The 24,717-nt window shown below is 72.0% G+C and carries 26 protein-coding genes; 16 read left to right on the forward strand and 10 right to left on the reverse strand.

Annotated features, from left to right (window positions below):
• Nucleotides 1–102: 102 nt before the first annotated feature.
• From rplS to HDA32_RS05185, 9 genes are all read left to right on the forward strand, one after another.
• On the forward strand, nucleotides 103–462 hold the full coding sequence (rplS, locus tag HDA32_RS05145) for a 50S ribosomal protein L19 (RefSeq protein ID WP_179642099.1): 360 nt from the start codon (nucleotides 103–105) through the stop codon (nucleotides 460–462).
• Between the two features lie 66 nt (nucleotides 463–528).
• Nucleotides 529–1,614, forward strand: coding sequence for a signal peptidase I (lepB, locus tag HDA32_RS05150; RefSeq protein ID WP_179642100.1), 1,086 nt, complete (start codon nucleotides 529–531; stop codon nucleotides 1,612–1,614).
• 140 nt (nucleotides 1,615–1,754) lie between these two features.
• A complete protein-coding gene (locus tag HDA32_RS05155; protein WP_179642101.1) occupies nucleotides 1,755–2,087 on the forward strand; it encodes a DUF2469 domain-containing protein in 333 nt (110 codons plus the stop codon).
• A 101-nt stretch (nucleotides 2,088–2,188) separates the two neighbouring features.
• Nucleotides 2,189–2,578, forward strand: coding sequence for a hypothetical protein (locus tag HDA32_RS05160; RefSeq protein ID WP_179642102.1), 390 nt, complete (start codon nucleotides 2,189–2,191; stop codon nucleotides 2,576–2,578).
• Between the two features lie 124 nt (nucleotides 2,579–2,702).
• The gene (locus HDA32_RS05165; protein WP_179642103.1) at nucleotides 2,703–3,083 is read left to right on the forward strand and encodes a YraN family protein; all 381 of its coding nucleotides are present in this window, start codon (nucleotides 2,703–2,705) and stop codon (nucleotides 3,081–3,083) included.
• The gene (locus tag HDA32_RS05170) at nucleotides 3,084–4,619 is read left to right on the forward strand and encodes a YifB family Mg chelatase-like AAA ATPase (protein WP_179642104.1); all 1,536 of its coding nucleotides are present in this window, start codon (nucleotides 3,084–3,086) and stop codon (nucleotides 4,617–4,619) included. It begins immediately after the preceding gene.
• Nucleotides 4,616–5,830, forward strand: coding sequence for a DNA-processing protein DprA (gene dprA, locus HDA32_RS05175; protein WP_312863046.1), 1,215 nt, complete (start codon nucleotides 4,616–4,618; stop codon nucleotides 5,828–5,830). The genes HDA32_RS05170 and dprA overlap by 4 nt, the downstream gene beginning before the upstream one ends.
• Complete coding sequence (locus tag HDA32_RS05180; RefSeq protein ID WP_179642105.1) at nucleotides 5,827–6,192, forward strand: RidA family protein; 366 nt, start codon at nucleotides 5,827–5,829, stop codon at nucleotides 6,190–6,192. Before dprA ends, HDA32_RS05180 begins: the two co-directional genes overlap by 4 nt.
• A gap of 417 nt (nucleotides 6,193–6,609) precedes the next feature.
• Complete coding sequence (locus HDA32_RS05185; RefSeq protein ID WP_179642106.1) at nucleotides 6,610–7,536, forward strand: tyrosine recombinase XerC; 927 nt, start codon at nucleotides 6,610–6,612, stop codon at nucleotides 7,534–7,536.
• Between the two features lie 25 nt (nucleotides 7,537–7,561).
• Here HDA32_RS05185 and HDA32_RS05190 read toward each other — a convergent pair whose 3' ends face one another.
• The 6 genes from HDA32_RS05190 to HDA32_RS05215 all read right to left on the reverse strand — a co-directional run bounded on the left by HDA32_RS05190 (nucleotide 7,562) and on the right by HDA32_RS05215 (nucleotide 12,420).
• Nucleotides 7,562–8,806, reverse strand: a complete 1,245-nt coding sequence (locus HDA32_RS05190; RefSeq protein ID WP_179642107.1) for a styrene monooxygenase/indole monooxygenase family protein — start codon at nucleotides 8,804–8,806, stop codon at nucleotides 7,562–7,564.
• Between the two features lie 18 nt (nucleotides 8,807–8,824).
• On the reverse strand, nucleotides 8,825–9,436 hold the full coding sequence (locus HDA32_RS05195) for a GTP-binding protein (RefSeq protein ID WP_179642108.1): 612 nt from the start codon (nucleotides 9,434–9,436) through the stop codon (nucleotides 8,825–8,827).
• Nucleotides 9,414–9,758: a DUF742 domain-containing protein gene (locus HDA32_RS05200; protein ID WP_179642109.1), complete on the reverse strand. Its 345-nt coding sequence runs from the start codon at nucleotides 9,756–9,758 to the stop codon at nucleotides 9,414–9,416. The genes HDA32_RS05195 and HDA32_RS05200 overlap by 23 nt, the downstream gene beginning before the upstream one ends.
• A gap of 31 nt (nucleotides 9,759–9,789) precedes the next feature.
• Nucleotides 9,790–10,233 (reverse strand): roadblock/LC7 domain-containing protein, encoded by a 444-nt coding sequence (locus HDA32_RS05205; protein ID WP_179642110.1) that lies wholly within the window; start codon nucleotides 10,231–10,233, stop codon nucleotides 9,790–9,792.
• Nucleotides 10,233–11,462: a sensor histidine kinase gene (locus tag HDA32_RS05210; RefSeq protein ID WP_179642111.1), complete on the reverse strand. Its 1,230-nt coding sequence runs from the start codon at nucleotides 11,460–11,462 to the stop codon at nucleotides 10,233–10,235. The genes HDA32_RS05205 and HDA32_RS05210 overlap by 1 nt, the downstream gene beginning before the upstream one ends.
• Before the next feature lie 337 nt (nucleotides 11,463–11,799).
• Entirely contained in the window at nucleotides 11,800–12,420 is a 621-nt protein-coding gene (locus tag HDA32_RS05215; protein ID WP_179642112.1) for a M23 family metallopeptidase, read from the reverse strand.
• Nucleotides 12,421–12,770: 350 nt separating this feature from the next.
• Here HDA32_RS05215 and rpsB point away from each other — a divergent pair, with 350 nt between their 5' ends.
• From rpsB to HDA32_RS05240, 5 genes are all read left to right on the forward strand, one after another.
• The gene (gene rpsB / locus HDA32_RS05220) at nucleotides 12,771–13,706 is read left to right on the forward strand and encodes a 30S ribosomal protein S2 (protein ID WP_179642113.1); all 936 of its coding nucleotides are present in this window, start codon (nucleotides 12,771–12,773) and stop codon (nucleotides 13,704–13,706) included.
• 50 nt (nucleotides 13,707–13,756) lie between these two features.
• Complete coding sequence (tsf, locus tag HDA32_RS05225; protein ID WP_179642114.1) at nucleotides 13,757–14,593, forward strand: translation elongation factor Ts; 837 nt, start codon at nucleotides 13,757–13,759, stop codon at nucleotides 14,591–14,593.
• A 189-nt stretch (nucleotides 14,594–14,782) separates the two neighbouring features.
• Nucleotides 14,783–15,508 carry a UMP kinase gene (gene pyrH / locus HDA32_RS05230; protein ID WP_179646481.1) on the forward strand — a complete coding sequence of 242 codons (726 nt, stop codon included), beginning with the start codon at nucleotides 14,783–14,785 and terminating at the stop codon, nucleotides 15,506–15,508.
• Nucleotides 15,509–15,560: 52 nt separating this feature from the next.
• Nucleotides 15,561–16,118 carry a ribosome recycling factor gene (frr, locus tag HDA32_RS05235; protein WP_179642115.1) on the forward strand — a complete coding sequence of 186 codons (558 nt, stop codon included), beginning with the start codon at nucleotides 15,561–15,563 and terminating at the stop codon, nucleotides 16,116–16,118.
• A gap of 137 nt (nucleotides 16,119–16,255) precedes the next feature.
• Complete coding sequence (locus HDA32_RS05240) at nucleotides 16,256–17,125, forward strand: phosphatidate cytidylyltransferase (protein ID WP_179642116.1); 870 nt, start codon at nucleotides 16,256–16,258, stop codon at nucleotides 17,123–17,125.
• Between the two features lie 18 nt (nucleotides 17,126–17,143).
• Here HDA32_RS05240 and HDA32_RS05245 read toward each other — a convergent pair whose 3' ends face one another.
• Both HDA32_RS05245 and HDA32_RS05250 read right to left on the reverse strand, forming a co-directional pair.
• A complete protein-coding gene (locus HDA32_RS05245) occupies nucleotides 17,144–18,364 on the reverse strand; it encodes an MFS transporter (protein ID WP_179642117.1) in 1,221 nt (406 codons plus the stop codon).
• 669 nt (nucleotides 18,365–19,033) lie between these two features.
• Nucleotides 19,034–20,119: a suppressor of fused domain protein gene (locus HDA32_RS05250; RefSeq protein ID WP_179642118.1), complete on the reverse strand. Its 1,086-nt coding sequence runs from the start codon at nucleotides 20,117–20,119 to the stop codon at nucleotides 19,034–19,036.
• 202 nt (nucleotides 20,120–20,321) lie between these two features.
• Between HDA32_RS05250 and rlmN the strand changes: the two genes are divergently transcribed.
• Complete coding sequence (rlmN, locus tag HDA32_RS05255; protein ID WP_179642119.1) at nucleotides 20,322–21,419, forward strand: dual-specificity RNA methyltransferase RlmN; 1,098 nt, start codon at nucleotides 20,322–20,324, stop codon at nucleotides 21,417–21,419.
• Nucleotides 21,420–21,455: 36 nt separating this feature from the next.
• Nucleotides 21,456–21,932, forward strand: coding sequence for a VTT domain-containing protein (locus HDA32_RS05260; RefSeq protein ID WP_179642120.1), 477 nt, complete (start codon nucleotides 21,456–21,458; stop codon nucleotides 21,930–21,932).
• 460 nt (nucleotides 21,933–22,392) lie between these two features.
• On the opposite strand, the gene HDA32_RS05265 is transcribed toward HDA32_RS05260, so the two are convergent.
• A complete protein-coding gene (locus HDA32_RS05265; protein WP_312863047.1) occupies nucleotides 22,393–22,887 on the reverse strand; it encodes an Lrp/AsnC family transcriptional regulator in 495 nt (164 codons plus the stop codon).
• Between the two features lie 92 nt (nucleotides 22,888–22,979).
• The gene (locus HDA32_RS05270) at nucleotides 22,980–24,590 is read right to left on the reverse strand and encodes a PucR family transcriptional regulator (RefSeq protein WP_179642122.1); all 1,611 of its coding nucleotides are present in this window, start codon (nucleotides 24,588–24,590) and stop codon (nucleotides 22,980–22,982) included.
• Nucleotides 24,591–24,717 lie beyond the last annotated feature (127 nt).

A 24,717-nucleotide genomic window follows, 5' to 3' on the forward strand; every position in this document is an offset into this window, starting at 1 on the left:
CCGGTGGTCTTCGGGGGCGATCCGATTTCGACCCCAGCAGATCCGCCCGCGCGAACCGCAATGTCCGTCGCCGCGGCGCGCAATCGATGAGGAACCGCTGAGATGCACACCGCTATTCAGGAGCTTGAGAAGGCCCAGCTGCGCTCCGACGTACCCGACTTCCGCCCGGGCGACACGCTCAACGTCCACGTTCGGGTCACGGAGGGCAACCGGTCCCGGATCCAGGTCTTCAAGGGTGTCGTGATTCGGCGGCAGGGCGCCGGCAACCGTGAGACCTTCACCGTTCGCAAGGTCAGCTACGGCGTGGGCGTGGAGCGCACCTTCCCGGTGCACACCCCGGTGATCGAGAAGCTCGAGGTCGCCGCCCGCGGCCGGGTCCGTCGCGCCAAGCTGTACTACCTGCGCAGCCTGCGCGGCAAGGCCGCCCGTATCCGCGAGCGCCGCGAGCCGGTCGCCCGCTAGACGGCACGGTCGCGGGGAGCGTCTTTCCCGGCATGGGCCGTCGGCCTCGGCTAGGCTTCATTGCCGATGAACAATGACGATCTGGATCCTCGCGACACCGAGATCCGCGACACCGACGACGGCGCCGTTCAGCCCGATCCGAACGGCGCGTCGGAGGATTCTGGCTCCCCCGCGTCCACCCGCGGGGGAGCCAGCGCCGTCTCGGAGGCCGCTGCGAAGCACGACGACACGGGCGGCGGCCGGAGCGGTTCCCCGCCTGATGAGAGCGGTTCGGAGACCTCCGCGGCCGCGGACGAACCGGCCGGTACAGGGGAGGGTCCGGACGCCACGATGAGCGCGAAGAAGCAGGGCAAGGGCGAGGAAAAAGCGGGCTCCTTCTGGAAGGAGCTCCCCATCCTGATCGTGATCGCCTTGGTCCTGGCGTTCGTCATCAGGACCTGGGTGGTCCAGCCGTTCTACATCCCGTCCAGTTCGATGGAGGACACCCTCCTCATCGGCGACCGGGTGTTCGTGAACAAGCTGGTCTATGAGGTGCGCGACATCAAGCGCGGCGACATCGTCGTGTTCAACGGCAGCGGCTCCTGGGACGAGGAGGACGATGTCACGGTCGAGGAGCCGACCAACCCCGTCTCGCGGCTGTTCACCTGGGTGGGCCAGCAGTTCGGCATGGCGCCCACCGGCAAGGACTACATCAAGCGCGTGATCGGCCTGCCCGGGGACACCGTCCAGTGCTGCGACGAGCAGAACCGCGTCCTGGTCAACGGCGTGCCGCTGAACGAGGACTACCTCTACCCCGGGAGCCTGGAGACCCACCAGGAGTTCGGCCCGGTGGAGGTCCCCGAGGGACGGCTGTGGGTCATGGGGGACCACCGCGCCGTCTCCTACGACTCCCGCATGCACCAGTCGGATCCGGGCGGCGGCACGATCTCCGAGGAGTCGGTGGTGGGCCGGGCCTTCGTCATCGTGTGGCCGCTGGGCAGGATGGACACGCTGCCGATCCCCGACACCTTCACCGGGCTCAACGAGGGGACCGCCGAAGCGGCGGCGGCCGGCGTCCCGTTCGCGCTCGGCGCGGCCGCGGCGGTCCCGGTGCACCTCGCCGGCCGGCGCGCGCGGCGGGGGGCGCGCCCCGTTCGGAGGCGGGGCCGGTGACCCCGGGTGGTTGACAGATACCCCATGATGGGTGCTGTGGGACGACACCGCCTTTGAGCCCGCACCTGGTTGGACGCATCGCACCGACGAAGGAGGCCGGACCACCGGACCGGGAGCGCACGACGAAAGCGAGCCGTTGGATGAGTTCTGAGGACCTGGAGAAGTACGAAGCCGAGATGGAGCTCCAGCTCTATCGCGAATACCGTGACGTCGTCGGGTTGTTCAGCTACGTGGTGGAGACCGAACGGCGGTTCTACCTCACCAACCACGTCGACCTGCAGCCGCGTTCGACCGAGAACGGCGAGATGTACTTCGAGGTGGCGATGCAGGACGCGTGGGTCTGGGACATGTACCGTCCGGCCCGATTCGTCAAGAACGTCCGCGTCGTGACGTTCAAGGACGTCAACGTCGAGGAGATCACAAAGGCGGATCTGGAGGTTCCCGCGGCCGGTCGGCCGGATCCGGAGGAGTGATCCCGCGGTGCCGCCCGGACGGCGCGGCACCGGGCATGTTGCGGCGCCCGCTCTCCGGGTAGGGCCGTCCCCGTAGGACATCAGCCGACCGGGGAGGATCCATGCGCGAGGAACAGAGCGGCGACGACGCCGCGCGCACCAACCAGGCCCGCGAGGAGCCGATGCCGGCCACCCCCGAGAGCGCCCCGGGGCAGGCCGCCGTCCGGCGCAACGAGGAGTTGGGAAGCCTCGGCACCACCTCGGACCTTCCGCCGCAGGCGCAGGCCCCCGCCGACGACCGCGCTCCGCACCCGCCCGAACGCGTGACCGGCGGCGTCCCCGCCGCCGACGCTCCGCAGAATGCCCCGGGCGTGCAGGCGACCGGCTCCGACCCCCACCACGAGGACGCCGACTGGCACGTCCGCGACGTCGCCAACGCCGTCCACGGCCGGCCCGACGGCGAGGTCGACCCCCGCCCCGACCAGCCCTCGACCGGCTCGGACACGCCTTAGCCGGGCTTCGCCGTCCGCCCGCGATCCGAGCAGGCGCGTAGGGTGTCCGCTTTTCCACAGCCGGGAGATCCGGGTGGCGCGCCGCGGTCGCCCGGCCGCACCGTGGGGTGTGGAGGTGGTCTGCATGGTCGTGCACCCACGGACGGCACAGCGGCGCACGGATGCGCTGGGGCGGCGAGGCGAGGAGCTCGCGGCGGCCTATCTCGAACGCGCGGGAATGCGGGTCCTCGCCCGCAACTGGCGGTGCCGCGAGGGCGAGATCGACATCGTGGCCCGCTGGGGCGCCACGCTGGTCGTCGCCGAGGTCAAGACGCGGGCCTGTACGCGCTTCGGCACGCCGCTGGAGGCGGTGGACGCGCGGAAACGGGCCCGGCTGCGCCGGCTGGCGCGGCTCTGGGCGGCCGAACAGGGCGCCCCCTTCCCCCGCGTCCGGATCGACGTGCTCTCGGTCCTGGCGCGGCCGGGCGGCCGGTGGTACGTCAAGCACCACCGAGGGGTGGCCTAGATGGGGCTCGCGCGCACCAGGGCCGTCGCCCTGCTCGGGGTGGAGGGGCACAACGTCGAGGTGGAGGCGCATCTCGGCGACGGACCAGCGGGGCTGACCCTCGTCGGACTGCCCGACACGGCCCTGCGCGAGGCCCGCGACCGCATCAGGGCGGCCGTCATCAACAGCGGCGAGCACTGGCCCGAGGCGCACATCACGGTCAGCCTCTCCCCGGCCAGCCTGCCCAAGCGCGGCAGCGGATTCGACCTCAGCATCGCCACCGCCGTCCTCGGCGCGAGCGGGGTGCTGCCCACCGAGGGCGTCTACGACGCCGTGCTCATCGCCGAGCTCGGCCTCGACGGCCGCACCCGCGCCGTCCGCGGCGTCCTGCCCGCGGTCCTGGCCGCCGTGCGCAAGGGGCACGGCACGGTCGTCGTCGCCCGGGGCAACGCCGAGGAGGCCCGGCTCGTCCCCGACACCGAGGTGGTCGCGGTGGGCTCCCTCGCCGAGCTGCTGGCCCGGCTGCGCGGCGGACCCGACGTCGAACCCGAGCCCGACCCCGATGACGAGCCGGCCGAGGCGGTCGGCGACGAGGCGCCCCGCCCCAGGCCGGACCTTGCCGACGTCCTCGGCCAGCCGGTCGCGCGCCGCGCCGTGGAGATCTCCGCCGCGGGCGGCCACAACCTCTTCCTCCTCGGGCCGCCGGGGACCGGCAAGAGCCTGCTGGCCGAGCGGCTGCCCACCGTCCTGCCCCCGCTGACGATGGAGGAGTCCATCGAGGTCACCGCGATCCACTCGATCGCGGGCACCCTGCCCAAGGACAAGCCGCTCGTCACCGACCCCCCGTTCTGCGACCCCCACCACACCGCCACCCGGGCCGCCATCATCGGCGGCGGCACCAGCCACCTGCGGCCCGGCTCGGCTTCGCTGGCGCACCGGGGTGTCCTGTTCATCGACGAGGCCCCGGAGTTCTCCCGGGGCGTCCTCGACTCCCTGCGCCAGCCGCTGGAGACGGGCGAGGTCGTGGTGGCGCGCGCGGCGGCCACCGCGCGCTTCCCCGCCCGGTTCCTGTTCGTCCTGGCGGCCAACCCCTGCCCGTGCGGCAAGGCCGGCAGCGCCTGCACCTGCCCGGCGCTCATGCGCCGCCGCTACCTCGGACGGCTGTCGGGGCCGCTGCTCGACCGGGTGGACCTCAAGGTCGAGCTGCAACCGGTCGCCCGGGCCGAGCTCCTCGCGGACCGTGCGTTCGCCGAATCCTCCCTGACCGTGGGCGAACGGGTGGTTCAGGCGCGGGAGCGGGCGGCCCGGCGCCTGGCCGGAACGCCGTGGAGCACCAACGCCGAAGTGCCCGGCGCGGAACTGCGCCGGCGTTTTCCGCCGCCGCCCGCGGCGCTGCACATCCTCGGCCGGGCCCTGGACCGGGGGGAGATCAGCGCCAGGGGCGTCGACCGGGTGCTGCGGGTGTCCTGGACGCTCGCCGATCTCGCGGAGCGCGGCGAACCCACCGTCGACGACACCGGATACGCGTTCGCGCTGTGGTCGGGGACGGCGCAGTGAACGGGCCTGAGGGCGAGGCGCCGCCCCGGGAGGAGTTCGATCCGTCCGGGCTCGACGCCGACGCGTCGGCGCGCGCCGGCATCACCGCGACGGCCGAGCCGGGCGATCCGGCGATGGGCCTGCTGCTCGCCGAGCACGGCGCGGCCCGGGTCTGGGAGGCGCTGGTGCACCGGGAGCGGATCCCGCCACCGGCAGGGACCGACCAGGGGGCCCACTCCGCGCGGCTGGAGCGCTGGCGGACCAGGGCCGCGGCGGTCGACGTCGACGCGCTGTCGGCGCAGGCGGCCGAACTGGGGGCGCGGCTCGTGCTGCCCGGCGACCCGGAGTGGCCGGGTCAGCTGGATCCCCTGGCCGAGCGCCGGCCCTATGCGCTGTGGGTCCGGGGTGCGCGCGACCTCCGCCACGCCTGCCTGCGCTCGGTGGCGGTGGTCGGCTCCAGGGCCGCCTCCGCCTACGGCCTGCACGTCGCGGGGGAGTTCGGCCACGCGCTCGCCGAACGCTCCTGGGCGGTCGTCTCCGGCGGCGCCTACGGGATCGACGGCGCCGCGCACCGGGGCACCCTGGCCGGCGGCGCCACCACCGTGGTCGTGCTCGCCTGCGGCCTCGACATCAGCTACCCGCGCGGCCACGAGAACCTGTTCGCCGACGTCGCCGCACGCGGCGTCCTGATCAGCGAGCACCCGCCGGGAACCTCCCCGACCCGGCGGGGATTCCTGGTCCGCAACCGCCTCATCGCCGCACTCACCCCCGGCACCGTGGTCGTCGAGGCCGGACTGCGCAGCGGCGCGATGAACACCGCCACGCACGCGCGGGAGCTGTGCCGCGTACTCATGGCGGTGCCCGGTCCGGTCACCTCCGCACTGTCGGCCGGATGCCATCGCCTGCTGCGCGACTGGCAGGCCGTGTGCGTCACCGACGCCGCCGACATCATCGAGCAGGTCGGCCGCATCGGCGAGGACCTGCGCCCCGTCGACGGCCCGGTACTGGCCGAGGACCGGCTCGACGCGACGGCCCGGCGGATCCTGGACTCCCTCCGGGGGCGCCGCTGGACCGGTACCGCCACGGTCGCCGCGGCGGCCGGAGTCGGCCTCGACACCGCGCTGCGCCACCTCGGGCTGCTGGCCGCCGGCGGGTTCGTCGAGCGCGGGCCGGGAGGCTGGCGCGCCGAATCCGGCGCCCGGAAACCCCACGGGGATAGGGTTGCGCCATGAGCAAGGGCTACAGCACGGCGGTCGTCGCGAAGGGGCCGCTGGTCTTCGTCTCCGGTCAGGTGCCCGAGGCTGCCGACGGCAGCGTGGCCGAGGGCGACGCGACCGAGCAGGCGCGCCAGGTCTTCCGCAACATCGAGGCCGCCCTCGCCGAGCACGGAACCGGTTTCCGGCACACCGTCAAGCTCACCTACTACCTGCGCCACATCGCCGACCTCGCGGCCGTGCGGGCCGTTCTGGCCGAGTTCCTCGTCCACCGGCCGCGGCCGGCCAGCACGCTGGTCGAGGTGAGCGGACTCCTCGACTCCCGCTACCTGCTGGAGATCGACGCGGTGGCCACCATTCCCGAACGCACCGAGGGCTAGTGTTCTGAGTCGTTGTTTCGGTGAATGCTGCCGTGCCGGGGGAGAGCGCTCAGGTCATCGGGCGGGGCCGGGGGGATTCGCCGCTGTGGTCCTGACGGCATGGCCGGTGTCTGGCGATCGGGTCCGCACGGGGGGCGGCTGTCGCAGTGCGCGCAAACCGAGGCTTCCTGGCCTTGTGGGCCCTAAAACGTTCAGATAACCCCAACAACGTCAAGATCGCCGAGAGGACCACCGCAAAACGGACACTTGCGCGTCCATCTGCCCCCGCCCTCGTCGCCGCTTTTCCCGTGCGGCCCACCCGTCACTCGGCAGCGGACAAGGCCGCACAGTGGGCCGTTGCCGCCTGTCGCTCTGTCGGCGCACAATCAGACAGGACCGACCAAGGATGCGAGGCGGCGAAGTGCCACGAGATCTCCCATGACCGAACCCGGAGACGACCGAGCCGATCGGTGGAGCGCCCTCCTCGCCGATTTCGAGCGGCATCTGAGCGCGGAGCTCGGCCGCTCCCCGCACACGGTGCGGGCCTACCTCGGTGATCTGCGCGGTCTGCTCGACCATCTCGCCGAGACCGGCGGCGGCGTCGCCGACCTCGACGTCACCCTGCTGCGGAGTTGGCTGGCGCGGCTGCACGACCGTGGGGTGAGCCGGGCCACGCTGGCGCGGCGCGTCGCCGCGGTCCGGGTCTTCACCGCGTTCCTGCACCGCACCGGGCACCTGGACCGGGACCCCGGGCCGCTGCTCGCCGCTCCCAAGCAGCAGCGCACGCTGCCGGCGGTGCTCGATGAGGAGCAGGCCGCCGCGGCGATGGACACCGCCGCGGCCGACGACGACGGTTCCCCCCTGGCGCTGCGGCAGCGGGCCGTGCTGGAGGTGCTCTACGCCACCGGCATCCGGGTGGCGGAGCTGTGCGGCCTGGACGTCGACGACGTCGACCGCGAACGCCGCACGCTGCGGGTGCGGGGAAAAGGCGGCAAGGAGCGGACCGTGCCCCTCGGGCAGCCGGCGATGGCCGCGCTGGAGCGCTGGCTGCGCGACGGACGGCCGCGGTGGCTGGTCCCCACGAGCGGCCCCGCGCTGCTCCTGGGGGCGCGCGGCGGCAGGCTCGGCACCCGAACGGCCCGGCGCGACGTGCACGAGAGGATGGCCGCGGCCTCGTCCGGCGACGACACCGCCCCGCACGGCCTGCGGCACAGCGCGGCCACCCACCTGCTCAACGGGGGAGCCGATCTCAGGAGCGTCCAGGAGATCCTGGGCCACTCCTCGCTGTCCAGCACCCAGATCTACACCCACGTCTCCATCGAGAGACTGACCCGCACCTACAACCGGGCGCACCCCAGGGCGTGACCGCCCCGGTGCGCCCGGCGCACCGTCACGGCGCGGACGTGTCGGCGGCCACCGAGGCCAGGTAGGCGTCGGCCTTGTCGGCGTCCATGATCCAATGCCGGAAGTCGGCCGGATCGGTGTAGCCCATGGCGAACCGGCGCGCGACGGTCGGGTTCTGGGCCGCGGTGGCCAGAACGCGCTGCACGTGCTCGGGCAGCGGCCCCAGCATCATGTTGGTGTAGGCGGTGCCGTACTGCGCGTGCGCCCAGTAGGCGTCGAACGTCTGCTGCATCCAGTCCCGGTCGAAGGGCCGGTCGCCGCGGTCCAGGATCGAACGGAGGTAGACGTCGGCGCATCGGGCGGCGTTGTTCGATCCCTGCCCGGTGACCGGATCGTTGGCGACGACCACGTCGGCCATGCCGAGCACGGACGCCGTTTCGGAGAGCCGGCCGACCGGTCGCCGCACCACCGGGGCGTACCCGCCGTAGAGGACGCAGCGCGCGTCGGTGGGCTCCGCGTCGACGAAGCGCTCGTGCTCCCACGGCGCGTACCGGCGCATCAGGTCGAGCATGCGCTCCAGGTGGGCCTGAGGGTTCGGCCGGTCCTGCCAGCAGTCCAGCGGGCCGTCGGGAATCGCCTCCCACAGCACGATGTCGCACGGCCCGCTGTTGGTGTAGCCGGGCATGTAGAGGAGCTCCCCGATGCCGGGGAAGGCGCTGATCCGCACGTGCGGCTCGGGGTACTCGGGCATCGGTGTCATGCCGTGCAGGTAGATGCAGGACAGCATGCGCTGCGGGCGGTCGTAGGGGGAGCGGCTCGGATCGCGGTCGAACAGGTCGACCAGCTCGCCCTTCCCCGCGGCGATGATCGTCAGGTCGTACAGGGCGGACAACCCTTCAAGGTCCGAGGTCATCACGCTGTGGTAGACGGCGTTCCCGCCCTTGGACTCGAACAGCTCCAGCCAGCCCGCCATCTTGACCCGCTGGTCGACCGACTGCCCGTACTCGTCCCAGCGGCCCACGAAGCCGAACGCCGCCGTCCCCGGAGGGTCGGACACGGTGAGGCGCTGGGCCACGATCTGCGGCGCCACCTCCTCCCACAGGTTCAGCCCGCGGTCGCGCTCCAGGTGCAGAGCCGGCGCGAACATGCACTGCGTGGACATGACCCGGCCGGCACGGATCTCCTCGGGGGTGCGCGCCGACATCATGGTGACGTCGTAGCCCTCGTCGAGCAGGCTCAGCCCGAGCTGGAGTCCGCCCTGGCCGGCGCCGACGATCAGGATCCTTCGCATCGCTGTCTCCTCTGACGGCTATCGGGTGGCCAGTGCGCCGGGGCCACCGGGGGCGGTGTGCGCCATCGTGTGGGTCAGGGCCGCTGTGAGGGCGTCCACCACGGAGCCCCGGTCGCGGGCGTCGCAGGTGATCAGCGGGACGTCCGCCGAGAGCCGCAGTGCGTCGCGCACCGCGTCCAGGTCGTGGGTCTGCCTGCCGTCGAACAGGTTGACGGCGACGACGAACGGCACGTCGGAGTCGTTCTCGAAGTAGTTGACCGCGGCGAACGACACGTCCAGCCTGCGGGTGTCGACCAGGACGAGCCCGCCGCTCGCCCCGCGGCACAGGTCGTCCCACATCGGCCAGAACCGGTCCTGTCCCGGGGTGCCGAACAGGTACAGCACGAGGTCCTCGGCCAGGGTGATCCGGCCGAAGTCCATCGCGACCGTCGTGGTCTCCTTGCCGTCGCCGGAGCTGAGCGGGTCGATCGTCCTGCTGGCCTGGGTCATCCACGCCTCAGTGTTCACCGGAGGGATCTCCGAGACCGCGCCGACCAGGGTGGTCTTTCCGACACCGAATCCCCCTGCGACGACGATCTTGACCGAGGTGAGCCGCGCGGGCAGGTTGTCAGGCGAGATCTCGAAGGCCATGGATGACTCTCTTCAGAAGTCGGGGGTCGTACGGAGAGGCATAGGTCTCCGGATTGATCAGCACCCGGTCGTCCGAGGCCAGGTCGCCCAGCAGGACGCGGGTGACCCCGAGCGACACGCCGCAGTGCGCGGACAGCTCCGCGACCGACTCGACGGCGCCGGAGGCCCGCTCGTACAGCGATCGCGCCTCCGGGAGGAGCCGTGCGGCGAAGGACACGTCGTAGTCCGGTGCCGACACCAGCGTGTGGACGAAGAGGTGCTGCCGCGTACGCGTCCGCCCACCGGTCAGGACGTAGGGCCGTACCCAGGGGTTGGCCTTCATGATCGCTCTCTCGCCTCGATTCGCCCGTGGGTCATGACACGCCCCTGTCGGTCGGCGTGCCGCGCAGGTCGTCGCGGATCTCCGGGGTCAGCACGTGGCCGACGCTGTCGACGAGCTGGGCCATCTGGTGGGCGACCAGGCCCAGGTTGGCGCCGTCCCGGACCAGCACGGCCAGACCGGCGAGGCTGCCGATCCCCATGAACAGGAAGTGCCCGGCCGGGAACTTCAGCATGATCTGGTCGCAGCCGTCCTCGCCGACCTGGTTCGCGATGTTGTGGCCGAGGCTGATCATGCCGCTGGTCAGGGCCGAGAGCGGGTCGGCGAGATCGGCCGCCATCTCGCCGGAGGCGATGAGCGGCAGCCCGTCGGAGGACACGATCAGCGCGTGCGCCACTCCGGGGGTCGACGTGGCGAAGTCGTTGACCAGCCAGTCGAACTCCTGGGGGGTTCGCGGCTGGGTGGGCGCACCGGCCATCACGGCACCTGCTCTTCCGGGTCGTCGTCACCTGAGCCGGGCGCGCTGCTCCACCTGGCCTTATGATCGCCCGCGGTGAACGCGCTCACGTCCTCGGCGAAGGACCGGCGGACCACTGCGGGATCGCGCGCGGGAGAAGGGGAAGGGGGAGTCGACGCCGGTGGAGCGCCGTCGTCGCCGCCGCGGATGCTCTTGCGTTCCCGGCGGGGCAGGTCGTTGACGGTCGTCAGCGGCCGCTGCGGGGCTCCGGAGCGCCCGGCCGCCCGGTCGGTGCCGGCCGGCTCCGAGCGGTGGGCCACCGTCAGGTGCGCCGGCGGGACGTGCCCGCCGGAGCCGCCGTCGGCGGCCGCTCCGCCCGCCGGCCGCCGCACCGCGGGGTCGGGCCGCCGGCCCCCGGCGGGAGCCGGGGCGGGGATCTCGCACAGCAGTCGCGGCGGGAGGGTCACCGTCGCGGTCGTGCCGCTGGAGGCGTCGGAGCCGGAGGAGGAGCGGCGCACGAGCCCGACCCGGACGCCGTGTTTGCGGGCCATGCGGTGCACCACCGGGAACCCGGTGTGCCTGCCGGTCCGTCCGTCCACCCGGGGGTCCGGATCGGCCAGCATCGTGTTCACGGCCGCGAGCTGCTCGGGGCCGATACCGATGCCGTTGTCCTCGATGCGCATCAGCACGCCGCCGTCGTCGAGCAGGTGCGCGCTGACCGTCGTCGCCGACGGCGAGTACCTGGTGGCGTTGTCCAGCAGCGCAGCCAGCAGCGAGGCGATGTCATCGGCGGCGTAGGCCACCACGGCCAGCTCCGCCACCGTGCCGACCTGGACCTGGGTGTAGCGCTCGATCGATGATTCGGCCATCCGGATCACGTCCACGAGGGACGAGACGTGGCCCGCCATCTCCTCGTCGTCGAGACCGGAGAGGATCCGCAGGTCGCGCGCTATGCGGCGCATCCTGGTGACGGCGTGGTCGACGTGGTAGAGCCGCTGCAGCCGGTCCGGGTCCTCCTCGTCGTCCTCCAGGCGGTCCAGCGCCGGGCGCAACTGCTCGGCGAGGACGAGCGTCTGCAGGGCGAACCGCTCGCAGATCCTCGGCCACGCCGCATCCGTGTCCGCCGCGTCCGCGGGCTCGGGCGCGTGGGACCGGGCCGGAGCCACCGGTCCGGCGGCCGCGCTCGCCGGCCCGTGCACGGTGGACTCCAGCCAGCGCGCCAGTCTCAGACGCAGTCGTCCCCGTTTCATGACGGGCACCCGCGATGCCGCGATGCCGATCCGCAGGGACGACCCGAGGTACCGGGCGCCGTGTCCCGGTACCGGTTTCCGCAGAGGCGCATCAGTGTCGGAAATCCCCTCTGTGGTTCTCTGGGCGCCTGAACGCCAGGCGCGACCGGCTCGGTCCGTCCGGCGGCGCACTCGTCGCCGACGGACGAAGAAAAACGTCGACATCCATGCGAGGAATGACGAGCCGGGCCCGAATGGGCGTATCGCCCCGGAAACGGCCGGTGATCAGATTGGCACATGAATGGGTGTCGGCAAAGCGGTGCGAGCCGAGATGGAATGGTAGTTCCGAAGAAGCGATCTATCGGCTATATGTCCCTTTTGGGGGTGAATTGGCTGTTCTTGGAAGGTCGGTGACGGTGCCGACACGGAGGTGGTGCCGTCCCGGCGCGCTGACGCCGGCGCCGGTCCCCTGGACGGGCAGCAGCCGCACCCGGCCCCGGCCGAGCAGGGACAGCGGATCGAGGTAGTCGCGCCCGCGCAGCAGCCCCCAATGCAGGCAGGAGCGCCGCCCGCAGTGCCGGGGGCCGCTCGCGAGGGTCCCGATCACCTCACCGGCGGCGACCTCGGTCCCGCGGTCCGGCCCCGCCTCCACCGGCAGGTAGGTCGTGCGCAGCTCGCCGTGGACGACGCTGACCACCCCGACTCCGGCCACCGATCCGGCGAAGCCGATCCGCCCGGCGCCGGCGGCCAGGACCTCGGCCCCGGGGTCGGCGGCCAGATCGGCCCCGCGGTGGCCGGGGAGCCAGCGCTGGGCCGGAGGGGCGAAGCCGCGCAGGACCTCGGGCGCACCGGCCAGCGGCCACGTCCACGGGCCGGTGTCGGCCCGGGCCGGGGGCGGCGTGAGGGCGCACCAGAGGAGGGCGGCGAGCAGGAGGGGCGGCAGGAGAAGGGGGCCGGCCGTGCGGCGGAGGGATTTCATGGTTTCGAGCGTGCGCCGCCCGGCCCGCCCGGCGCCAGTCGGATTCGCGGCCTGTGGACGGACCGCGCGCCGCACGAACGGCCGCCCGTCCCGCCGATTCCCGCCGGACGCGGCGGGCGCGGTGCTTGACACCTCGGCGCAGCCGGGTCTAAAGGCCCCGATGGGGCGGATCGGCGGTTAGAATCTTCTGGTGACCCACCATGGGTCACTCATCTCGCACGTCCCCGTGCTTCCCGCGGGGAGGGCCGTTCTCACGGTCCGCGCCGTCACCGGACGGCGCGGCGGGCCGGCCGGGACGTCAGGAACAACCGGGGCGGATGAGATATCCGCCGAACAAGGAGGACCCAGTCATGGCCGCAGTCGTGACGATCCGTCAGCTACTCGAGAGCGGCGTCCACTTCGGGCACCAGACCCGTCGCTGGAACCCGAAGATGAAGCGCTTCATCTTCACCGAGCGCAACGGCATCTACATCATCGACCTGCAGAAGTCGCTGGCCTACATCGACCGCGCCTACGAGTTCGTCAAGGAGACGGTCGCCCACGGCGGCACCATTCTCTTCGTCGGGACCAAGAAGCAGGCGCAGGAGGCCATCGACGAGCAGGCCCGCCGCGTCGGCATGCCCTTCGTCAACCAGCGCTGGTTGGGCGGCATGCTCACCAACTTCTCCACCGTCCACAAGCGGCTCCAGCGGCTCAAGGAGCTCGAGGAGATCGACTTCGACGACGTGGCCGCCTCCGGGCTGACCAAGAAGGAGCTGCTGGGCCTGCGCCGCGAGAAGGACAAGCTGGAGCGCACCCTCGGCGGTATCCGCGACATGGCCCGCGTCCCCAGCGCGGTGTGGATCGTGGACACCAAGAAGGAGCACATCGCGATCAGCGAGGCCCGCAAGCTCAACATCCCGGTCGTCGCGATCCTCGACACCAACTGCGACCCCGACGAGGTCGACTACCCGATCCCGGGCAACGACGACGCGATCCGCAGCGTCAGCCTGCTGACCCGCGTGGTCGCCGACGCCGTGGCCGACGGCCTGCTCGCCCGCTCCGGCGCCTCCGCCGGCGAGGAGAAGAGCGCCGAGGAGCCGCTGGCCGAGTGGGAGCGGGAGCTCCTCGAGGGCAAGGAAGGCAAGAACGAGACCGAGGCTGCTCCGGCCGAGGCCAAGGATGAGGCCCCCGCGGCCCAGGAGCCGGCCGCCGAGGCCCCCGCGGCCCAGGAGCCGGTCGCCGAGGCCCCTGAGGTCGAGGAGCCCGCGGCCGCCGCGGCCGAGGCCCAGCAGAAGGAAGCCTGAGCCGCTTCTTCACCGTCCCGTTCACCCACTTTCCACGGATAGAGAAAGCTATGGCGAACTACACCGCCGCCGACGTCAAAAAGCTGCGCGAGCTCACCGGCGCCGGCATGATGGCCTGCAAGAAGGCCCTTGAGGAGTCCGCGGGCGACTTCGAGAAGGCCGTCGAGATCCTGCGCGTCAAGGGCGCCAAGGACGTCGGCAAGCGCGCCGAGCGCACCGCAGCCAACGGCCTGGTCGCCCTGCGGGCCGACGGCGAGACCTCGGCCGTCCTGGTCGAGATCAACTGCGAGACCGACTTCGTCGCCAAGAACGACAAGTTTCAGCAGCTCGCCGCCGACATCGCCGCCTTCGTCGCGCGCACGTCCCCGGCCGACGTCGAGGCCCTCCTCGCCTCCGAGTACGCCGACGGCAAGACCGTCGCCAAGGTCGTCGAGGAGAACAGCGCCGTCATCGGCGAGAAGCTGGAGATCCGCCGCTTCGCCAAGGTCGAGGGCGCCTACGTGGCCAGCTACATGCACAAGTCCGACCCGGACCTGCCCCCGACCCTGGGCGTGCTGGTCGAGCTGGACAAGCCCGACGCCGAGGTGGCCAAGGACCTCGCCCAGCAGATCGCCGCGCTCGCGCCGAAGTACGTGAGCAAGGACGACGTCCCCGCCGACGTGGTGGAGAAGGAGCGCCGCATCGCCGAGGCCACCGCCCGCGAGGAGGGCAAGCCGGAGCAGGCGCTGCCCAAGATCGTCGAGGGCCGGGTCAACGGCTTCTACAAGGACGCGACGCTGCTCGGCCAGCCGTTCGTCAAGGAGAACAAGAAGACCGTCCAGAAGGTGGTCGAGGAAGCCGGCGTCACCGTGCGCGGCTTCGTCCGGTTCAAGGTCGGCCAGGCCTAGGGCTTTGACATGATGGAGGTGCCGGGGAGCGTTCCCCCGGCACCTCCGCTGAATCTGGTCAGGGCGGAAATCCCCGCGATCCCCCGTGATCCGGGCGATTTCGCGCAGCAGCACCACTCGGGGGAACCAAGAAGGAGGCCGACCGCCGTGCCGGAGATCGAAGAACACAGCACCGTGGACGGGAAACCCATGCACGACACGGGTTGGCACCGCGTCGTGCTGAAGCTTTCGGGCGAGGCGTTCGCGGGCGGTGAGCAACTGGGCATCGATCCCGGTGTCGTCCAGTACGTGGCCGAGGCCATTGCCTCGGCCGTATCGGAGGGCAGCGAGGTCGCCGTGGTGGTCGGCGGGGGCAACATGTTCCGCGGAGCGCCGATGTCGGAGCGCGGCATGGAGCGCGGCCGCGCCGACTACATGGGCATGCTCGGCACCGTGATCAACTGCCTCGCGCTGCAGGACTTCCTGGAGCGGCTCGGCGTGGAGACCCGCGTGCAGACCGCCATCCACATGAGCCAGGTGGCCGAGGCCTACATTCCCCGCCGCGCGGTCCGCCACCTGGAGAAGGGCCGCGTCGTCATCTTCGGCGCCGGCCTCGGGGCCCCCTTCTTCTCCACCGACACCACGGCCGCTCAGCGAGCGCTGGAGATCGGCGCGCAGGCGGTCCTCAAGGGCACGCAGGTCGACGGCGTCTACGACGCCGACCCGCACCGCAATCCCGGCGCGGTCAAGTTCGACCGGCTCAACTACAACGAAGTGCTCACCCGCGGCCTGAAGGTCATGGACGCCACGGCGGTGAGCCTGTGCATGGACAACGGTCTGCCGATCGTCGTCTTCGACCTCATGGGGCAGGGCAACATCGTCCGTGCCGTCCGGGGCGAGAAGATCGGCACGATCGTGTGCCCCGCGGACGCCTGAGTCCGCGCCAGATCACACACCGACGCCAACAGCGATCCACGGGAGCCCGGAAATGATCGAAGAGACCCTCCTCGAGGCCGAGGAGAAAATGGAGAAGGCCGTCGGGGTCGCCAAGGAGGACTTCGCCTCGATCCGGACCGGTCGTCCCGGCCCGGCGACGTTCAGCCGCATCACGGCCGAGTACTACGGCACTCAGACGCCCATCAACCAGCTCGCGTCGTTCCAGGTGCCCGAGCCCCGCATGGTGGTCGTCTCGCCCTTCGACAAGGGGTCGCTGCAGGCCATCGAGAAGGCGATCCGCGAGAGCGACCTCGGCGTCAACCCGGCCAACGACGGCAACCTGATCCGGGTGGTCTTCCCCGACCTGTCGGAGGAGCGCCGCAGGGAGTACATCAAGGTCGTGCGCAGCAAGGCCGAGGACGGCAAGGTCTCGATCCGCAACGTGCGCCGGCACGCCAAGGACGCCCTGGACAAGGCCGTGAAGGGCGGTGACATCGGCGAGGACGAGGGGCACCGCGCGCAGGACGAGCTCGACGAGCTCACCCACAAGTACGTCGCGGAGATCGACGAGCTGCTCAAGCACAAGGAAGCCGAACTGCTCGAGGTCTAGTGTCAGTCTCCAACGAGTCCGCCTCCGCCGGGGGAGACGGCAGCGGACCGCTTTCCACGGAACTCGCCGGTGCTTCCCCGGAAACGCCTGGAGAGCCATCCCCGGATGGCTCCGCAGCGGACGGAGCCGAGCGTCCCATGACCGGAGAGAAGAAGTCGCGCTTCACGTTCCGCAAGCGAGGAGGCGAGCCGATCCGGACAGGCCGCAACCTCCCGCTCGCGGTGGGGTCGGGCGTGGCCCTCGGCGCGCTCGTCCTGCTCTCCATCTACCCGTTCCCCGCGGCGTTCGTCGCGATCGCCGCGGCGGCCGTGCTGCTCGGGCTGCGGGAGCTGAACCGGGCGTTCGCCTCGCGCGGCATCGGGCTCGCCCTGCCGCCCCTCATCGCGGGGGGCCTGGCGATGCAGGTCGCGGCCTACTTCGGCGGTGCGCTCTGGCTGGTCGGCGCGCTGGCCGTCACCACGGTGGTCACCCTGTCGTGGCGGCTGCGGGGCGGCGCCGACGGCTACGTGCGCGACGTCGGCGCGAACATGTTCACGCTGGCCTACCTGCCGTTCCTGCTGGGCACGTGGCTGCTTCTGCTCGCAGCGCCGGGTGACGGCCAGGAACGGATCATCGCGTTCATCATCGTGACGATCAGCAGTGACATCGGCGGCTACTTCGCCGGGATCACCGCGGGGCGGCACAAGATGGCGCCGACCATCAGCCCCAACAAGACCTGGGAGGGCTTCGTCGGCTCCGTCGCCGGCTGCATGATCGCCGGCGCCCTCACCGTGTGGCTGATGCTGGACGGCCCGATCTGGGCCGGCCTCGTACTCGGCATCGGGGTCGTGCTGGCCGCGACCGTCGGCGACCTGATCGAGTCCCTCATCAAGCGGGACCTCGGAATCAAGGACATGGGCAACTTCATGCCCGGCCACGGCGGCCTGCTCGACCGGGTCGACTCCCTCCTCGTCGCGGGCCCGGTCGCCTGGGTCGTGCTGACCCTCCTCGTCCCCGCGGCCGGCTAGCGCCGCGGGCGACGGACCTCACCTGCGGGTCAGGGTGCGCACCTCCCGGCTGCTCAGGGCCGCGAGCGTGGCGGCGACGAGGAGGGCCGCGGCGCCGAGCAGGGTCGGGCCGGTACCGAACCGCTCGGCGATCGGGCCGACCGCCATTTCGCCGACGGGCAGCGCGATGAAGGAGCCCAGCGCGTCGTAGGAGTAGACCCTGGCCAGCTTTTCGGGCGCGATGTTCTGCTGGACGGAGACCTCCCAGGCCACCCCGAACTGCTCGGTGGCCATGCCGACGAAGAACATCAGCGGCAGCAGCAGCGGAACGTGCGGCGCCTCGGCCAGCGCGACCAGCGGCAGCGCCTCCAGCAGCATCAGCGCCACCCCGAAGCACAGCGCGCGTCTCGGCTGCCAGCGCGCGGCCAGCAGGCCGCCGAGCAGGGCGCCCACGGCCTGCAGGCCGAGGATCACCCCCCACGCCTCGCGCCCGAAGGCGGTGTCGGCGACCGCGGGGCCGAGTACGACGACGCCGCCGGAGAGCACCGCGTTCACCACCGTGAACTGCGCCACCACGATCCACACCCAGGGGCGGGCGGTGAACTCGGTCCACCCGTCGAGCAGGTCGCGCAGCACGTTGGCGCGCTCCCCGACCGGAGCCGCCGGTACCCGCACGAGGGCGAAGCACGGCGCCGCGGCGGCGAACAGCGCGGCGTTGCCGGCCAGCGCCCACCCCGGTCCGATCAGGCCGGAGAGCACGCCGCCGAGGGACATCCCCACCGTGATGCCCAACTGGCTGCTGATGCGGGCCAGCGCGTTGGCCTGGCGCAGGATCGCTGCGGGCACGGTCTGCGGGGTCAGCGCCAGGACGGCCGGCAGGCCCGCCGCCGCTGCGGCGCCGTTGACCAGGCTGAGCACCAGCAGCAGCGGCAGGGAGGCGGAGTCGAGCAGGACCGCGGCCGCGATCCCGCCCTGGGAGAGCGCGGCGAGCGCGCAGGCGCCCTGCAGCATCAGCGATCTCGGGAGCCGGTCGGCGAGCACGCCGCCGAGCAGCAGCAGCGCGACGTTGGCCAGCGAGCGGACGCCGACGACGAGGCCGAGGTGCACCACCGAACCGGTGGCGTCAAGGACGGCGAAGGCCAGCGCGATCGAGGCCACGCTGTTGCCGACGTACATGAGCAGGCGCCCGGCCAGCAGCGCCCGGAAGGGCGCGCGGCGCAGCGGTGCGGTGACGGAGACGCCTTCGGCGGGGATCGTCATGTCCCCTCGCACGGCCGGGAGGGGACTGGATCGATCACGCGGACAAGAGTGCGCGACCGGGGTCCGGAGGTCAACCGGTTATTGTCGTCGCTTTCGCCGATCTTGGTCTTGAGCTTTGACCTCAGCCGCCGGAGGTTTTCGACCTCGGCCGAAGGTGGGATTCGCGGTGGCCGGGTGATGGTGCACGCCGCCCCCGGCCCCAGGGGGTCGTGAAGCCTCGGCCGAAGGTGGGATCCGCGGTGACCGGGTGATCCTCTCGCGTGGCCGAAGGCCCCTCAAGGGATCGCACCGGCGCCGCGCCGCCCACGCCGCCACCTCGTGTGCCGGGACGCGACCGGGGTTTCGGCGCGCGCCCACGGCGGCGGGCCGCCGTGCCCGCTCGCCTCGGCCACCGAGGGCGTGAAACACCGGCCACAGGGGGTTGAACCCCAACCCAAAGACTGAACGCACACCGCCGCCCTTGGGCGCCGGGCCGAAACCAGGGTGCCGTCCCGCGTCCACGGCGTCGGCGTGCGCTTCGCGCGCGGGAGGGCGATTTTGCGTCCACGGGCCTTCGGCCACGCGAGAGCATCGCCCACCCGCACGCCATCCCTCCTGGGGCGGGCCTTCACGACCCCCTGGGGCTGAGGTTGAAACCCGAGGCCAAGACTGGCGGGAGGTGGAGAGACCTCACTCCAGCACCCAGCTCCGGCCCTCGGCGGCGAGCTTGGCGATCAGGGTGGCGGCGTCGTGCTCCTTGGCGAAGAGGTGCTCGGGACGGGTGATGGGGACGATCCACAGCCAGTTCACCGGGTCGCCGTGGAAGGTCAGCCCCGAGACGTCCACCGGGGGAGCCGAGCCCGCACCGGCCAGGGGAGCGGGATCGGCGACCAGCAGGACGGCGGTGTTGCCGCCGCGCAGCGGGGAGTCCTCAGGACCGTCCATCCACTTCACGCTGTGCCCGTTGCCGAACCAGGTGACCGCCCGCCAGGGGAAGGTGCCCAGCCACCGGAAGATCCGCGCCGCCACGTGCGCGGGCGTGGTCGTCGCCAGCGCCAGCTCGATGCGGGCGTGAGCGGAGGTGTCGGCCATGTAGCGGTCCAGCGTGGGCATGCGCTGCCCGCTCATGCCCACCGTGCTGAGCACGGTGTAGGGCCGGTCCGGCGTGGGCGGCCGCTCGGAGACCCGGATCAGCGGATCGTGGCCGTCGGAGACGTCCCAGTAGTGCCCGGCCGGACCCACCGTGCGGTTCAGGTGGTTGAACACCGTCCGCTGCACGCTCCGCCAGGCGTTGGGGGCGGCCCGCCACTCCCAGTAGGCCTCCGCGTGCACCACGCGGGGCCACAACTGCGCGGCCACGTCGTCCAGCGCCCAGGCGTAGGGGCTGCGCCCGATCGCCTCGCGCGCGTAGCCCGGCAGGCCCCGATCGGCCTCGGCCCAGCCCGGGATGATCGCCAGCAGACCGTCGTCGTCGAGGAGGGCCACCCCGTCGCCCTCCTCGAACCACACCGCGCGCAGCCGGGCCGGATCGAGCCGCGAGCGTCCCTGCGGATGCTTGGTGTGGTCGGCCGGCATCAGCGGGGCGTGCCCGGCGTACAGCCCGGCCGGATCGCTGGTCTCCGGCGCCATCTCGTGGTTGGCCAGCCACACCGGCACCCGCACCTGGCCGCGCGGATCGAGCAGGTAGGCGGCCGTGGTCCGGGAGTCGTACTCCACGACGACGCGGCGGCTGCGGTAGGGACTGGCCCGGTCGAGGAGGATGTGTGTTCCGGTCACCGGCACTCCTCGTCGCTCGTCGTTCGTCGCCGCCGCACGCGAACCGCGCCGACGCCGCATAGTATGGGCGTCAGTGCCCGTACGGGCGGCACCGCAGCAGACCCGCCGATCATGTCGTTCACGTCGCAGTGAGCCCTAAATTACCGTGAATCGCCGCTCTGCCGCCGCCTCAATCGATTCCTCCCGCGATCTGGACCCATTCATGCCTGCCGAGCTCACCTTTGCCGCCCCGCGCCGGGCCAAGCCGCCCCGGCACCTCGCCGACCTCAGCCCGGACGAGCGCCGCACCGTCGTCACCGAGCTCGGCGAGAAGCCGTTCCGCGCCAAGCAGCTCGCGCAGCACTACTTCGGTCACCTCGAATCCGACACCGCCAACATGACCGACCTGCCGGCGGGGGCGCGCGAGCGGCTGGGCGAGGCGCTGCTGCCCACGCTGCTCACCCCCGTCCGCCACATCACCTGCGACAACGGGATGACCCGCAAGACGCTGTGGCGCGCGTTCGACGGGGTGCTGTTCGAGTCGGTGCTCATGCGCTACCCCGACCGCGTCACGCTGTGCGTCTCCTCGCAGGCCGGCTGCGGCATGAACTGCCCCTTCTGCGCCACCGGCCAGAACGGGCTCACCCGCAACCTGTCCACGGGCGAGATCGTGGACCAGATCGTCGCGGTCGCCCGGGACCTGGCCCGCGGCGAGGTCGCCGGCGGTCCGGGGCGCATCGGCAACATCGTCTTCATGGGCATGGGCGAGCCGCTGGCCAACTACAAGAAGGTCCTGGAGTCCGTGCGGCGCATCACCGATCCGGTGCCCGGCGGGCTGGGCATCTCCCAGCGCGGGGTCACCGTCTCCACCGTGGGGCTGGTGCCGGCCATCGACAAACTCATCGCCGAACGGCTCCAGGTCCGGCTGGCGGTCTCCCTGCACGCCCCCGACGACGAGCTGCGCGACGAACTGGTCCCGGTGAACAACCGCTGGAAGGTCGCCGAGGTCCTCGACGCCGCGTGGCGCTACGCCGGAACGACCGGCCGCCGCGTCTCCATCGAGTACGCGCTGATCAAGGACGTCAACGACCAGGCGTGGCGGGCCGACATGCTCGGCGAGCTGCTCGCCGGCCACCTGGTGCACGTCAACCTGATCCCGCTCAACCCGACGCCGGGCTCGAAGTGGACCGCCTCGCGTCCGGAGGACGAGCGGGAGTTCGTCCGCCGCCTTCAGGCGCACGGGGTCTCGGTCACCATCCGCGACACCCGGGGCCAGGAGATCGACGGTGCCTGCGGCCAGCTCGCCGCCGCCGAACTGTAGTCTCCGACGGCCGCCGCCCCGGCCGCGGGAGACGATGTGACACAGACCGCGCTCGCCTTCCTGGTCGGGCTGACCTCGGCGCTGCTGCCGTTCGTCAACATCGAGATCTACCTGGTGAGCGCGGCGGCCCTGGCGGGCGACGGCGTGCTCCTGGTGACGGGGATGGCGGTGGCCGCCGGAGCCGGACAGACGCTCGGCAAGGTCGCCTACTACTACATGGGGCGCGGCGTGCTGAACGTGCCCTGGCTGCGCCGCAGGGCCGAGAAGCCCGGGAAGTGGAGCGAGCGGGCCGCGGGGTGGCGGGAGAAGGCGCAGCGGCGGCCGGTGTGGGCCGCGGGGCTGGTCGCGGTCAGCTCCTTCGCCAGCATCCCGCCGTTCATGGTCGTCTCGGTGCTGGCCGGGACCGTGCGGATGCCGCTGCCGGTCTTCCTGGTGATCACGATGGCGACCCGGACGGTGCGGTTCCTCATCCTGGTCTACGCCCCGGGGGTGGCGGCGGCCGTGCTGCCCTGACCGGTGTTCGACGACGGGGTTCGCGCAGGGGAGGGTGGCTGTCGCGGTGCGCGCAAGCCACCGGCGGCACAGCATGTCCATGCCCGGAAAGGTCTCGCCTCGCTCCGCGAACGCAGCGGTCAAAGCCCGATGAGCCGTCCCGACGCCCGACGCCGCCGTGAGAAGCGGCAGCGGCCGTGCCACTCGGGGGCGAAGCACGGCCGCTGCCACGAGGTAGGACGCCCCTGGTGCGTGGGGGGTTTACCGTTGCCCGGTTTTTTCTTTGCCGCCCAATGGGGCCGGAGTCGGAATCGGAGACGGGACGCGGACCGGAGCGCCGCGACCGGGGCCCACTGATGTCCGACGGTCGGGGTCGTGCAAGGGGGTGGCTGTCGCGGTGCGCGCAAGCCACCGGCGGCACAGCATGTCCATGCCCGGAAAGGTCTCGCCTCGCTCCGCGAACGCAGCGGTCAAAGCCCGATCAGCGCGTGCCCCAGGCGTAGGTCTGCTTGCGCAGCTTCAGGTAGAGGAAGCTCTCGGTGGCCGTCACCGTGGGGACCGCGCGGATCCGGTTGAGGATCTCCAGCAACTGGTCGTCGTCCTCGGCCACGACCTCCACCAGCAGGTCGAAGGAGCCCGCGGTGATCACCACGTACTCGATGCCCTCCAGGTCGGCGACCTCGTCGGCCACCGCGTTCAGGCCGCCGCTGCACCGGACGCCGATCATGGCCTGGCGGCTGAAGCCGAGCATCATCGGGTCGGTCACCCCGACCACCTGCACCACGCCGGCCTCCAGCAGGCGCTGCACCCGTTGGCGCACGGCCGCCTCGGAGAGCCCGACGGCCTTGCCTATGGCCGCGTAGGAACGTCTCCCGTCCTGCTGGAGCTGTTCGATGATGCGCTTGGCGGTCTGGTCGAGAACGATGCCGCTCCCGCCGTTGCGCCGCGTCACCGCTGTCTCCGGCTGGTCTGTCACATGCTCCTCCGCTGCTGAATTGGTTGTTCGGCATGACCCGGACAACGAATTCAAAAGTACTCCAGGGGGCGGCGTCGGCGGTGGGCGGACTCTCATCCCCGGAGCCGGTCGCGGACCGAGTCCAGGGAGAGCAGGGCGACGTGCAGCGACAGGCACGTCTCCACCGACTCCAGGTCCGCGCCCAGTACGTGCGAGACGCGGCGCAGCCGTTCGTAGAAGGCCGGGCGGGACAGGTGGGCCCGCGACGCGGCCAGGGCCTTGTTGCGGCCCGCGCTGAGGTAGCAGCGCAGCATTTCGGTCAGGTCGCCGTCGTGCCGGGCGTCGTAGGCCAGCAGTGGGCCCAGTTCGCGCTCGACGTAGGTCTGCAGCCGCTCGTCGTCGCGGAACAGGTGCAGCAGACCGCGCAGGTGCAGATCGGGCAGCCGGTGGTACAGCCGGTCGTCGGTCTGGCGCACGGCGACGTCGCCGACCTGGCGGGCCTCCAGGAACGAGCGGCGCACCTCGCGGATGTCCTCGGTGCGCGAGCCCACCGCGATCACCGATCCGTCGCCGACGCGTGCGCGGACCCGCTCGGCCAGCCGGGTGAGGGCGGAGTCGAGCGGCTCCTTCTCCGGCAGCGCCAGCAGGATGCCCACTCGCACGTCGTCGAGTGAGCCGACCAGCGCGGGCAGCCGCAGTTCGCGGCAGGCGCGCGCGGCGCCCTCGGCGGTGTCGGCCAGCCGGGCCTGCATCGCCAGCCCGGTGCCGGCCTCCCGCATGCGCAGCACCAGGCCGATGAGGTTGCGCCCGTTCAGCGGCACGCCCACCGCGCGGGCGCGCACCAGGGCCTCCTCCGGCTCGGAGTAGGCCCGGTCCACGATGCCCGCGATGATCGTGCGGTGGGTCTGGCGCTCCAGGCTCTCCTGGTGGCGCTCCAGCAGCCGGCCCAGCGCCAGCGTCGTCGCCGCACGCTCCACGAGGATGGTCTGGCGCGGCGTGGGGGAGGCGCCGCAGACCAGGATGAGCCGGCCCCAGTCCTGCCCGCGCGCGCCGACCATGGTGACCAGCCAGCCGGTGGCCGGATCGTGCGCGGTGCGGGCCCGGGTCACCACCGCGCGCGAGCGGTTCTCCCACGCGGTCAGCAGAATGCCGGGGTCCTCGCCGTTGAGGTCGCAGGCCAGCATCTGGTGGGTGAGGTTCTCCAGCACCACCGGGCAGCCCGAGAGCTGGGCGGCCTCGTGCAGCACCTCCTGCGGGGGCGCGCCCTCCACCGACAGTTCGGTGAACACCTCGTGCAGCCGTTCGGACTCGCGCAGCTCCTCCAGTTGCTCGCTGACCACCCTGCTGTGCACGGCCTCGGTGATCTCGACGAACCGGGCCTCCCTGGCCAGTGAGATCACCGGCATCCGCGCCTCGCGGGCCGCCGTGAGCAGGGCCTCGGGCAGGGCTGAACTGTACTTGCGCCCCAGCTCCACGGCGAGGCCGCTGACGCCCACCGACGCGAGGTCGGTGACGTAGCGGCGCAGCGCGTCGGGGTCGTCGGGGATCGCGATGCCGGTGGTCAGCACGAGCTCGCCGCCGCGCAGCAGGTGGGCGAGGTCGGGGACCTCCGCTATGTGCACCCAGCGCACGGCGACGTCGAGGTACTCGGCGCCCACGATGACCCGCGGCCTGGCGCGTCGCAGGGCGGGCAGGCGGAGCACGTCGGCGAGGGAGGGCAGCACACGACCAGTGTAGGCAGCGGTATGTCAGTCCGTCGACGGTGGAGGCTTACAGGGTGGAATCCCCGCTGGTCGCAGGGGCGGGCTCTGGTCGCGCACCGCGACGGCGATCACTCGGCGTGACAAACAC

The sequence above is a fragment of the Spinactinospora alkalitolerans genome, assembly GCF_013408795.1.
Taxonomy (GTDB): Bacteria; Actinomycetota; Actinomycetes; order Streptosporangiales; family Streptosporangiaceae; genus Spinactinospora; species Spinactinospora alkalitolerans.